Below are 12529 nucleotides of genomic sequence, written 5' to 3'. Positions count from 1 at the left end.
ATCGTTTTGGTGAATCAGCACCAGCAGGTGAATTATTTAAACTCTTTGGTTTCACTGTTGAGAATGTGGTAGCTAAAGCGAAGGAAATTCTTTAATTTATATAGATCTTAAATTTTTATAAAAACCTCTCTTACTTTAAATAAGAGAGGTTTATTTTATTATTATATGATCTTAGAAGATGCCTTCTGTTTGATATTAATGAATAACATAATCAATAAAATCACAATACCTACAATATCAGAGATAAATTCTGGTGAGATTAAGAGTACTGAACCAATCGCTAAGATAATTCTAAATAATGGATTGATATTGTGTTTGAAGTAACCTTCTACCGCAGCAGATAAACCAATTACGCCCAAAATAGAGGTGACACAGACCGAAATAATCTCACTAATGGCTGGTAATGGGAAAGAGTTGGCGGTAATCGCTGCATTATGCACATCAATCATTAACATACTTGGATTGTAAACAAAGATAAATGGAATGATGAAACCTGCTAATGCAAGGCGTAATGATTGCCAGCCAGTCTTCATTGGATCGCCACCAGCAATACCTGCACCTGCAAATGAAGCTAATGCCACAGGTGGTGTAATGTTAGCAAAGATACCAAAATAGAATACAAACATATGGCTCACTAATAATGGGATATTGAAGTCGGCTAATGCTGGTGCCGCCATGGTTGCTGTGATGATATATGCAGGAATAGAAGGTAAACCCATTCCTAAAACAATAGAGGCTAACATAGTGAGAATTAAGGTAAGTAATAGTGAACCTGCACCAAACGTAACAATATAGGAGGTCATTACAGTACCGAAACTAGTAAGATTTACTACACCAATAATAATGCCAACTACGGCACAAGCCGCCATAACTGGTAATGATTGTTTAGCCCCATCTTCTAGAGCTTCAACAATTTCTTTCACGCCCATACGAGTTTCTTTGCGTAACCAACTGACTACAATGGTAATCAGGATAGTATAAGTAGCAGCATAACCAACAGGTACGGATTCAATTAAAAAGACGACTAATGCCACAATTGGAATAAACATATGACCACGTTCTTTTAAGACGAGTTTTAATTGTGGTAATTGATCTTTAGAAAGTCCTTTAAGATTACGTTTACCAGCTCGGAAATGGACTTGAGCGATAACACTAATGTAATAGAGTAATGCAGGTAATAGTGCTGCTAAAGCGATAGTGCTGTATTTAACGCCAGTGGTTTCTGCCATAATAAAGGCACTAGCTCCCATAATTGGCGGTAAGATTTGCCCACCAACAGAGGCACTTGCTTCTACTGCACCAGCAAAGTTTGGTTTATAACCAATTTTTTTCATTAGTGGAATAGTAAATGCACCAGTACTAACAACATTGGCGACTGCTGCACCATTAATACTTCCCATAAAACCACTTGAAATCACTGCTACTTTTGCTGGTCCGCCTTGGCGACTACCTGCTAAAGCGAGAGCTAAATCATTGAAAAGTTTGCCCATACCTGATTTAGCCAGAAAAGCACCAAATAAGATAAATAAGAAAATAAAGCTAACGGAGGCACCGATTGCGGAAGAGTAAAGTCCTTCAGTTTTTAGATAGAGTTGCCCAAAAATATCGCCAATATCATAGTAACGCGTTAAAAGACGATCTGGCATAAAGTCCATTGAGCTGATAAAAGGATAGAGTAAAAACAATAAAGAAAAAATAATTAAGATATAACCTGTTAAACGTCTTGCCGCTTCTATAACGATTAACGTAGTAATAATGGCAAAAATGATGTCATTTTCATTTGGAATACCGCCTCGTGTTGTCATTAAGGCTTGATATTCATAACAGAGATAACCCGCAGTAATCAGCGCTAATAGTCCAAGAATCCAGTCAAACCACATAATACCTCGTTTGCTGTATTTTTTACTGACGGGATAAATTAAGAAAATCAGTAATGCACCAATACCAACGTGTAAAGCACGTTGTAATAAGGTAGGTAGTGGATAAAAAGTGATATAGAGATGAAATAAAGAATAAGCAACGGCAACAATCGTAATAATATGTTTTTGCCAATGAGATTGAACAGATTTAGTGACAGATTCTTTATCGTATTTTTCTAAAATGTCTTGATAATCCGTATCTGGGTTAGTGTGTTCGTGGTTTGACATGACATTTCACTCCTAATAAAAAAGAAAATAGATTTTGTTTTATTGGAATAATTTTTATCTCGCTATAATCAGGAACGAGTTGGTAAACAGGGAGTACAAAATCATTAGTAAACAAGACTCCTTGCATATTGGATGAAACCACCCAATTCAGTTCTGGCAAAGTAATGTGTTTTGCAACACCCACAAAACCATACGGAGCAGTAATCGCTTTTCCATCTGCTGGTGACCCCGCACCGAATGTTTGCTGGAATACTTTATCCAAAATGAGAACATTATCTTGTTGGAAATAATGTTCTTGCCATAATTGTTTTTCTACAGAGTGTTTCCACTGCAATGTAAATTCATTTGTTGGTAAACGACACGAACTTTTGCCATAGTGAATAAAGATCGTATCGATTGGAAAAGAAAAGATCATTACGCCAACGACAACTAAGAAGGTAATGATCTTATAACTTTTTCGCATTATTGTTTTTTGCTCATTTCGTCATAATAACGTTTTGCACCCGGATGTAATGGGGCAATTGCACCTTTTTGAGCTTCTTCTAAGCTGATATCTTTGGCGGCTTGGTGTGAAGATTTTAATTTATCCAAACTTTCAAAGAAGGTTTTAGTGAGTAGATATACATCATCATCACTTAAATCTGAACGTACAATTAATGCGTTACGGATAGCAATAGTTGGAATATCTTCCGCATTATTGTAAGTCCCTGCTGGGATTACCATTGAAGTGAAGTAAGGATACTCTTGCATAATTTTTTCAGCACCCTCTTTTGGAATACTGACTAACTGAAGATCAAAACCTTGTTGTAATTCCATTAAGGATGAATTTGGTAATCCACTGGTTAAAAATGCTGCATCAATACGTCCAGCTTTTAACGCATCAACTGCTTCTGCATAACCTAAGTAATCAACAGTAATATCGTTATAGGTAATACCGAAACCAGCTAATAATTTACGTGCATTCACTTCTACTCCAGAGTTTTGAGCACCTGTTGCAACACGATGACCTTTTAAATCAGAAATGGTTTTAATGCCTGTTTTTTTCGATGTAATGATTTGTACGAAATTTGGATAAAGTCCTGCAATTTCACTTACTGTTGTAATTTTTTTATTTTCAAAACTACCTAAACCATTTACCGCATCACTTAATGCGTCACGCATCACAAATGCCATTTCAACTTTTTTACTATTCAATAAATTAATATTTTCTACTGAAGCACCTGTCGTTTGGGTTTTAGAGTTTGCTTTTAAATCTGTTGAATAAATTTCGGCAAGTGTAGTACCAATAATGTTATAAGGACCTGAAGCCCCACCAGTTGCAATCGTAACAAACTTAGAAGCCAGTTTTGGTGCAGAATTGTCACTTGTCGCAGCAGGTGCTGGGGCAGCTTGTTCTGTTGTATTGGCTGTTGTATTAGTTGTCGGTTTTTCTTTTTCATCATTACAACCAACAAGTACGACAGATGAAACAAGAAGTGATGAAAGGAGAAGTGTTTTAAATTTTGCCATATGAGCCATCCCGATGTTGTGTTATTAGAATTAAATAAAATTGTAAAATAGATGTTAATGCATAAATATGCAAGTAAGTGTGATTTGAATTGTGTAGTGGATCACAATTTAAATAAGAAAGAAATAATTTGTTGGCTTAAAGTTTCTTAATTGATTGTCGCACAATTAATTCAGGCTCAAGCATTAACGTTTTATACTCTTGTTGTGGTGATTTAATTCGTTGTAATAACGTTTCTACTGCAAGTTTCCCCAATTCTGCTTTAGGTTGATGGATCGTGGTGAGCGGTGGCGTTAAATATTGTGCAAGCATAATATTATCGTAACCAATCACGGAAATATCTTCTGGAATGCGTAAACCTTGCTGCCAAGCAACTTGATAAACGCCAACCGCAATCGTATCACTACACGCAAAAATAGCCGTTGGACGATCTTTGGCTAGCAATAATTTTTTCATTCCCTCAACACCGCCTTCAAAATCGAAATGACTTTCAATAATCCATTCAGGGTTAATTGTAAGGTTTGCGTCTTGTAACGCTTTTTGATAACCAATTAAACGGTTATGTGCTAAAGATTTATCTAATTTACCCGTGATAATGGCAATTTTCTGATGACCTTGTTCAATCAGGGTTTTAGTCGCTAAATAAGCGCCTGCTTCTGAATCTTCGTAAATTCGATCCGCATTAAGTGCAGTTGGCCACCAATCCATAATGACCATAGGTAGCTGGACATTGAGTTGTTTCACCAGTGAATGACGTGCATCAGAATACATTAACAATAAACCATCAACCTGTTTTTGGATTAATGTTTGGATATTTTGTAATAAGCGAGCTTCATCACCATCAGTACTAGAAATAATTAAATTGTATTGATGTTGATTACAATATTGTTCAACGCCACTTACCACTTCCGCAAAAAATGGATTGCTGGTGGCAGTCACTAACATACCTAAGGTTTTGGTTTCTTTAACTTTTAAACTACGAGCAACAGCAGAAGGGGTGTAATTTAATTCTTGTACAACTTTCATAATTTTTTCACGCATCTCATCACTGACGTAACGACTATTATTGATGACATGTGAAACTGTTGATGTAGAAACTTTTGCAATTCTTGCAATGTCTTTCATTGTTGCCATAAATCACCCCTATTACTGCGAGTTGGCTAAGTTATTCCGCTTTTTGTAAAAAAGCAATGGTTTCCTCTTTGGTTGGAATAGAAGATTGTGCACCAAAACGGGTAACGCTAATTGCTGCGGCAGCATGTGCAAATTGGATAGCTTCTTCAAGCGATTGATTTTCGAGTAAAGCGGTAACAAGTGCACCATTAAAGGTATCACCTGCAGCCGTAGTATCTTTAGCTTCTACACGGAAACCAGGAATAATTTTTTGTAGTTGATTGTGGCTAATAAATACCCCTTTTGCCCCTAAGGTAATTAATACAATCGCTACCCCTTTTTGATGGAAAATTTGTGCAGCACGTTTTGCACTCTCTTCATCAACCACTTTTACACCAGTGAGAATTTCAGCTTCGGTTTCATTAGGGGTAATCATAGTTAACAGCGAAAATAACTCATCAGGTAATGCACGGGCAGGTGCAGGATTAAGTACAACGTGTGTACCCACTTGTTTCGCAATTTTAGCTGCATACATAACACCTTCTAATGGCGTTTCTAATTGCATTAAGATCGCTTCTGCTTGCGTAATTTGTTGTGCAAATTTAGCGACAAGATCAGTAGATAAATGTGCATTTGCTCCAGCAGAAATGACAATACTATTCTCACCATTTTGAGCAACTTGGATCATTGCAATACCCGTAGTTTCACCATCAATCGTGGTAATGCTATTAACATCAATACCTTGTTGTTGAAAGGAGGTTTTCATTTGTTGCCCAATATCATCATTACCGATACAAGCAATAAATTGGACTTTGGCACCTAAACGAGCTGCTGCAACTGCTTGATTTGCCCCTTTACCTCCGAAAACAATATGATAATTTTTACCTGATAGCGTTTCGCCTGGTTGAGGGAAATAGGGTACTTGAATGACGTGATCAGCGTTAATACTACCAAGTACGGTAAGCATTTTATTTGCAGACATAATAAAAACTCCTTAGATGCTTAATCAATACAACAATATTTGAAAGTGGGTGAAAAATATTCCTTCCACCCACGTTTATAGTAATTATTCTTTAGTAACCACTTTTAATGGCACTGGGATTTTCGCTTCAACAGCTTGACCTTTAATCACTTTATCTGCAGTTTGTACGCCTAGTGCACCAATAAGATCAGGTTGTTGAGCAATAGTTGCAGCAAGTTTGCCACTTTTTACGGCTTTGACACCGTCATCTGTTCCATCAAAACCAACAATGACCACAGATTTATTTGCTGCTTGGATCGCACGAATTGCACCTAATGCCATTTCATCATTTTGTGCAAATACAGCTTGTACACTTGGTTGAGCGGTTAAAAGATTTTCCATTACGTTTAATCCTTTAGTACGGTCAAAATCGGCTGGTTGGCTAGCAAGGACATTAAAGTGGTGTGCATCAACAGCTTGTTTAAATCCTTCACCACGTTCACGAGCAGCAGAGGTACCTGCAATACCTTCTAATTGGATAACTTTGGCATTATCACCTAATTTTTTCGCAATAAAATCACCCGCCATTTTACCACCAGCAACGTTGTCAGATGCGATATGGCTTACGACTTCACCTTGTGCGGCACCACGGTCTAAAGTGATGACTGGGATTTTTTTCTTATTAGCAACACGAACTGCATTCGCAACGGCAGTTGAGTCAGTTGGGTTGATTAATAAAACTTTTGCACCACGAACAGTGATGTCTTCAACATTAGCAAGCTCTTTAGATGGATCGTTTTGCGAATCTAAAACAACGAGATTATAGCCTAATTTTTGTGCTTCTTTTTCAGCACCTTCTTTTAAGGTAACGAAAAATGGATTATCTAATGTGGAAACAGCAAGGGCGATAGTATCTTTTGCTAATGCAACATTACTTGCAAGCGTACCGAGAACTAAAGCGGATGCGATAAGAGTAAGTTTTTTCATAAAGGTTCTCCTTTAATTAGGGTTGACTAAATAAGTTAGGCTGATTTACGACTACAAAAATGATCTGTGAGTACAGCAAGTAAGATCACAATAGATTTAGCAATCATTTGGTAATAAGACGAAATATCTAAAAGGTTTAAAGCATTATTTAAGAAACCAATAATTAATGCCCCGATTAAAGTACCCATAATTCGTCCTTTACCGCCCATTAAACTGGTACCACCAACAACGACAGCAGCAATCGCATCTAATTCATAAGATACGCCTGCAGTTGGTTGGGCAGAGGATAAACGGGAAGTAACAATAAGACCTGCAACGGTTGCAAGGAAACCACTGACGGCATAAACAAAGATTTTTACTTTATCAACATTAATACCAGATAAACGGGTCGCAGATTCATTACCACCAAGTGCATAGATATAACGACCGATTGGTGTATGTTTAAGTAGATACCAAGCAACGGCGAAAATAATTGCCATTAACCAGATTGGGAATGGAATACCGAGTAGGTAACCAGTACCAAGGAAAGTAAATTGATCGGCTGCATCTGAAAAACCAATACTAATAGGACGACCATCGGTATAAACCATAGTGACACCACGTAATAATGTCATGGTAACTAAGGTAGCAATAAAGGCCTGTACCTTACCTTTAGCAATGATGACACCACTAACACCACCAAGTAAGGTACCAAAGAGTAATACGAGTGGAATCACAACAAAAATTGAAAGCTCAAGGTTTACTAGTGACGCAGCCACTGCACCAGTTAATGCAAGGATTGAACCAACAGAGAGGTCGATGCCAGCGGTTAAAATAACAAATGTCATCCCTACTGCGATAATCGCATTCACAGAGGTTTGACGGAGAATATTCAATAAGTTATCGATTGTGAAAAAATTTGGACTAATAAATGAAACGATAACAATAAGAACAAGTAACGCAATAATAGAACGTTGTTCGATTAAAAATTCTTTTAAATTAAATTGTTTATTTGTCATGGTTGGGGTAGCCATAATACATCCTTATTAATTAATGAATTTGTGTAATTGCGGCGGTAAGGAGTTTTTCCTGACTAACATCATCACGCAAAAACTCAGCACTAATTTCACCGTTATTCATCACTAAAACGCGATCGCTCATACCAATAATTTCAGGCATATCTGAAGAAACAATGATGATGCTCATCCCTTCTTCTTTAAATTTATTGATTAATTGATAGATTTCTTTTTTTGCACCAACATCAATTCCACGTGTTGGCTCATCGAGAATTAACACATCAGGGCGAGTCATTAACCCTTTAGCAATTGCTACTTTCTGTTGATTACCACCAGAGAGTAAACCAATTGTTTGATCCATTGATGGGGTTTTAATATTAAACAGATCAATGAAATCTGTTACGGTCATTTTTTCTTTCTTATGATTAATAGAGTAATGTTCGGTTAATTGTTTTAAGGCAGTTAGGGTCATATTTTCTTTGATCGTCATACCTAACACTAAACCGTCACCTTTCCGATCTTCCGAAATATAGACAATGCCATTATTTAAACCATCTTGTGGTGAGTGAATGGACAGTTGTTTTTGATGCAAATAAATTTCACCACTGGTTTTATGATAAGCACCATAAATTAATTTCATTAGTTCAGTTCTGCCAGCACCCATCAATCCAGAAATACCTAAAATTTCACCTTTATTTAAACGGAAGGAAGCGTTATGCACACCGTGACCACTAAGATTTTTAACTTCTAACACGGTTTCACCAATTGGAGAGTTGATATGTGGATATTGTTCGGATAGTTTCCGACCAACCATCAGTTCGATTAATTGCTCTTCATTGATTTGGCTTAACTCACATTCGGCAATTAATTCGCCATCGCGTAAAATTGTGACATCATCGCAAATGGTAAAAATATCTTGCATACGGTGAGAGATAAATACAATGCCACAACCTTGTGTTTTGAGTTCACGAATCACATCAAATAGTGCAGCTGTTTCGGTATCAGTGAGGGCATCAGTCGGTTCATCCATAATGATCACTTTGGCATCAAAACTAAGTGCTTTAGCAATTTCGATCATCTGTAATTCACCAAGTGATAACTGATCAACTGGGGTAGATGGACTATGTTTTACTTTTAAACGGCGGAGTAATTTTTCTGATTCAGCAGACATTTTTGCCCAATCGATTCCGCCAAATCGGGTGGTAAATTCACGACCTAAAAAGATATTTTCCGCAATAGTAAGATTAGGAATAATATTTAATTCTTGATGAATAATACTGATTCCCGCAAGTTGCGATGCTTTAGGATTTTTAAAGGTAACTTCTTGACCAAGATAGTGAATCGAACCTTCATCTTTGGTATAAATGCCTGTCAAAATTTTCATCAAGGTAGATTTACCTGCACCATTTTCGCCCATTAATGCCATTACTCTACCTGGATAGACTGACAATCCTGCTTTATATAAAGCACGTACACCAGGGAAAGATTTGCAGATATTGTCTAATTTAAGAATTGGTTGCATCGTTTTTTCCTCTTAAAAAGGAACACCTGAATAAATAATAATGTTGGCATAAGGAGTACATTCACCAGAACGGACAAAGCCTTTACTTGCTTGGCTTGTTTGTTTGAATTCTGTATGTGAAACGTAATCAATGATGATTTCGTTATTTTGTTGTTGTCCTAATTGCGCCAAACGTTGTAATAAAGCAGTATGGATGACTGGATTTTTTTCTTTAATTTCTTCTGCGAGTAAGACTTTTTCAACGAAGCATTCACTCACAACGGCATCAAAAACAGCAAGAAAACTTGGGATACCTGGAGTTAATGCGAGATCAACACAATCTGCGTGTCTTGGAATTGGCAACCCCGCATCACAAAGCGTAAGTGAATCGGTATGACCTAAAGTTGCAATGACATGAGAGAGGTGCGAATTTAAAATGCCTACTTTTTTCATTTTTTACTCCTATTTTTTTGTCATCGAAACGTTTCGATAGAAATCATAGAGGAGTTTTTCTACCCTGAAAATAAGCAAATTTTAAATTTGTGAAGCGGATCAAAATAAATTTTTAAGTCAAGATTTGCAGTATTTATCTTTTTAAATAGAGAATAGTCATTGCAAAATAGACTATAGCAGTAAAAATAACAGAAAAACTCAATCAAGGTTTTACGTTAAAAAATGATTAAATAACAAGGAGCAAACACTATGTCATATGTTTTTACCCCACCACCAGTTGCCGCAATTCCAGTAGTCAATAGTGACCAGCTTTTTGCGGTACGTCGTGTTTATTGTGTTGGACGAAATTATGCAGCCCATGCTCGAGAGATGGGACACGATCCTGATCGTGAACCACCATTTTTCTTTTGTAAGCCAGCAGATGCTATTCGTCCTGTGATGCCAGGGGAAACTTATGCTTTTCCTTATCCAAGTCTGACTGAGAATTTGCATTATGAAGGTGAATTAGTCGCGGTGATTGGTAAGTCTGGTCGAAATATTTCTGCGGATACTGCATTAGAATATATTTGGGGATATGCCGTAGGATTAGATATGACACGGCGTGATTTACAAAATCAGATGAAAGCAATGGGACGTCCTTGGGAAATAGGTAAGGCGTTTGATGCTTCTGCACCGATAGGGCCAATCTATCCAGTTAGTCAAGTAGGGCATATTACTTCTGGTGCTATCTGGTTAAATGTGAATGGTGCAGAAAAACAACGTAGCGATATTCGTGATTTAATTTGGTCTGTGGCTGAAACGGTTGCCCATTTATCAACATTATTTACCTTAGAACCAGGTGATATTATTTTTACTGGGACACCAGAAGGCGTAGGGAAAGTTGTACCTGGTGATCATATCCAAATGGGGATTGATCAATTAGGTGAGTTAAAGATTAAAATTGTTGAGTAATGTGATTACGGTATAGGTCGGATCAAAATCCGACCTTATTGTGATTTATAGTGTGACTACTAATTGATCGTAAGCGCGTTTTGCTTTAGCACGAGCTTGTTCTGTATCTTCTGCACTGGCTAAAATCACGCCTAAGCGACGGTGTCCGTTCACTTCTCCTTTGCCGAATAAACGTAAGCCTGTATCAGGTTCAGCGAGAACGTTTTCTAAATTAGCAAAACTGACTTGGGTTGATTTGCCTTCAACAACAATCGCTCTGGACGCACTTGGGGCAAGTAACTTAATTTGTGGAATCGGTAAACCAAGAATAGCTCGAGCGTGTAATGCAAACTCAGAAAGATCTTGTGAGATTAAGGTAACCATACCGGTATCATGTGGACGTGGTGAAACTTCATTAAAAATGACTTCATCGCCACAAACAAACATTTCAACACCAAAAATACCATAACCACCTAAAGCACCAGTGATTTTTTCGGCGATTTGTTGAGCTTTTTGTAACGCAATTTCACTCATTACTTGTGGTTGCCAAGATTCACGATAATCACCATCCACTTGAACGTGTCCTATTGGAGCGAGGAAAGAAGTTCCATCACGATGGCGCACGGTTAATAACGTAATTTCATAGTCAAATTTGATAAATCCTTCGACAATGACTCGACCACCGCCAGCACGACCACCTTCTTGAGCATATTGCCAGGCTTTTGCTAAATCATTTGGATTTTTTAGAATACTCTGTCCATGCCCAGAAGAACTCATAATCGGTTTTACGACACAAGGTAAACCAATATCATTTACGGCTTGTTGAAAATCAGTGAAATTATCAACAAAACGGAATGGCGAGGTAGGCAAACCTAATTCTTCTGCCGCTAAACGTCTAATTCCTTCACGATTCATTGTTAATTTCACCGCTTTTGCGGTAGGAATGACGTTAAAACCTTGTTGTTCTAATTCGACTAGCGTATCAGTCGCAATCGCTTCGACTTCTGGGACAATATAATCAGGCTTTTCTTTTTCAATTAATGCTTTTAGTGCCGCACCATCTAACATTGAAATGGTATAAGCACGGTGTGCGACTTGTTGTGCAGGTGCGTTGTCATAACGATCAACCGCAATCACTTCTACCCCAAGACGTTGTAATTCAATCACAACCTCTTTACCTAACTCACCAGAACCTAGCATCATTACTTTTGTCGCTACAGGTGTAAGCGGTGTACCCAATGTCGTCATAAAATATCCTCTGTTGTGTGCAAATATAGTGTATAGAACGAGTAAAAAATAAAAAGCCAAGTTAGAAAACTTGGCTTAAAAAATTAGTGATTTAAAAAGCTGTCATCAAGGAGTAAATCCTGATTATTGTTGATGCCAATGCCTTGCTCTAATACTTTTTTAGCGGCCGCTTGTGCATCTGCAAGTGAATGTTCGGTATAGGTTCCACATTGATATTCATTTAATTCTGGAATCTGTTTTTCACTTTCAACTTTTAATACATCTTGCATAGCTTTTTCCCAAGCAACAACAACTTGTTGTTCAGTCGGTGAGCCAATTAGACTCATATAGAAACCAGTACGGCATCCCATTGGAGAGATATCAATAATTTCTACATTGTCGCTGTTTAAATGGTCACGCATAAATCCTGCAAAAAGATGTTCAAGGGTATGAATCCCTTTTGGACTGATATTATCTTTGTTTGGTTTGCAAAAACGTAAATCAAAAACAGTAATTTGGTCGCCTTTTGGTGTTTGCATAGTTTTAGCAACACGCACAGCTGGCGCTTGCATTTTTATATGGTCAACTTTAAAACTGTCTAGTAATGGCATGAAAAAAATCCTTATTTTTTAAATTTAATTGAACTTTTCTAAAATCGCTTTGTCTTAAAAGCTGCAACATAATGGTTGTTTAAATTAGTTCCTTAGG

The 12529-nt window shown here is 37.3% G+C and carries 12 protein-coding genes; 1 reads left to right on the top strand and 11 read right to left on the bottom strand.

Annotated elements, in window-relative coordinates:
* Nucleotides 1-161: 161 nt before the first annotated feature.
* The 9 genes from ACFFHT_RS09540 to rbsD form a co-directional block, all read right to left on the bottom strand.
* Nucleotides 162-2147 (bottom strand): TRAP transporter permease, encoded by a 1986-nt coding sequence (locus ACFFHT_RS09540; RefSeq protein WP_382375655.1) that lies wholly within the window; start codon nucleotides 2145-2147, stop codon nucleotides 162-164.
* Nucleotides 2125-2610 carry a DUF1850 domain-containing protein gene (locus ACFFHT_RS09535; RefSeq protein ID WP_382375653.1) on the bottom strand — a complete coding sequence of 162 codons (486 nt, stop codon included), beginning with the start codon at nucleotides 2608-2610 and terminating at the stop codon, nucleotides 2125-2127. Before ACFFHT_RS09535 ends, ACFFHT_RS09540 begins: the two co-directional genes overlap by 23 nt.
* A complete protein-coding gene (locus tag ACFFHT_RS09530; RefSeq protein ID WP_382375651.1) occupies nucleotides 2610-3656 on the bottom strand; it encodes a TAXI family TRAP transporter solute-binding subunit in 1047 nt (348 codons plus the stop codon). The genes ACFFHT_RS09535 and ACFFHT_RS09530 overlap by 1 nt, the downstream gene beginning before the upstream one ends.
* Before the next feature lie 136 nt (nucleotides 3657-3792).
* Nucleotides 3793-4788 carry a substrate-binding domain-containing protein gene (locus ACFFHT_RS09525; protein WP_382375649.1) on the bottom strand — a complete coding sequence of 332 codons (996 nt, stop codon included), beginning with the start codon at nucleotides 4786-4788 and terminating at the stop codon, nucleotides 3793-3795.
* A 31-nt stretch (nucleotides 4789-4819) separates the two neighbouring features.
* On the bottom strand, nucleotides 4820-5749 hold the full coding sequence (rbsK, locus tag ACFFHT_RS09520; RefSeq protein WP_382375647.1) for a ribokinase: 930 nt from the start codon (nucleotides 5747-5749) through the stop codon (nucleotides 4820-4822).
* Between the two features lie 84 nt (nucleotides 5750-5833).
* On the bottom strand, nucleotides 5834-6715 hold the full coding sequence (gene rbsB / locus ACFFHT_RS09515; RefSeq protein WP_382375645.1) for a ribose ABC transporter substrate-binding protein RbsB: 882 nt from the start codon (nucleotides 6713-6715) through the stop codon (nucleotides 5834-5836).
* A gap of 35 nt (nucleotides 6716-6750) precedes the next feature.
* Nucleotides 6751-7728, bottom strand: coding sequence for a ribose ABC transporter permease (rbsC, locus tag ACFFHT_RS09510; RefSeq protein ID WP_382375644.1), 978 nt, complete (start codon nucleotides 7726-7728; stop codon nucleotides 6751-6753).
* 16 nt (nucleotides 7729-7744) lie between these two features.
* Nucleotides 7745-9232: a ribose ABC transporter ATP-binding protein RbsA gene (gene rbsA / locus ACFFHT_RS09505; RefSeq protein ID WP_382375642.1), complete on the bottom strand. Its 1488-nt coding sequence runs from the start codon at nucleotides 9230-9232 to the stop codon at nucleotides 7745-7747.
* A 12-nt stretch (nucleotides 9233-9244) separates the two neighbouring features.
* Nucleotides 9245-9664, bottom strand: coding sequence for a D-ribose pyranase (gene rbsD / locus ACFFHT_RS09500; protein WP_382375640.1), 420 nt, complete (start codon nucleotides 9662-9664; stop codon nucleotides 9245-9247).
* Nucleotides 9665-9913: 249 nt separating this feature from the next.
* Here rbsD and ACFFHT_RS09495 point away from each other — a divergent pair, with 249 nt between their 5' ends.
* A complete protein-coding gene (locus ACFFHT_RS09495) occupies nucleotides 9914-10615 on the top strand; it encodes a fumarylacetoacetate hydrolase family protein (protein WP_382375638.1) in 702 nt (233 codons plus the stop codon).
* 45 nt (nucleotides 10616-10660) lie between these two features.
* On the opposite strand, the gene purT is transcribed toward ACFFHT_RS09495, so the two are convergent.
* Nucleotides 10661-11842: a formate-dependent phosphoribosylglycinamide formyltransferase gene (gene purT / locus ACFFHT_RS09490; protein WP_382375636.1), complete on the bottom strand. Its 1182-nt coding sequence runs from the start codon at nucleotides 11840-11842 to the stop codon at nucleotides 10661-10663.
* Nucleotides 11843-11925: 83 nt separating this feature from the next.
* The gene (gene luxS, locus ACFFHT_RS09485) at nucleotides 11926-12432 is read right to left on the bottom strand and encodes an S-ribosylhomocysteine lyase (RefSeq protein ID WP_382375634.1); all 507 of its coding nucleotides are present in this window, start codon (nucleotides 12430-12432) and stop codon (nucleotides 11926-11928) included.
* Nucleotides 12433-12529 lie beyond the last annotated feature (97 nt).

The organism is Gallibacterium melopsittaci (assembly GCF_042433085.1).
GTDB classification, from domain to species: domain Bacteria; phylum Pseudomonadota; class Gammaproteobacteria; order Enterobacterales; family Pasteurellaceae; genus Gallibacterium; species Gallibacterium melopsittaci.
This window is presented reverse-complemented; position numbering and strand designations above follow the sequence as displayed.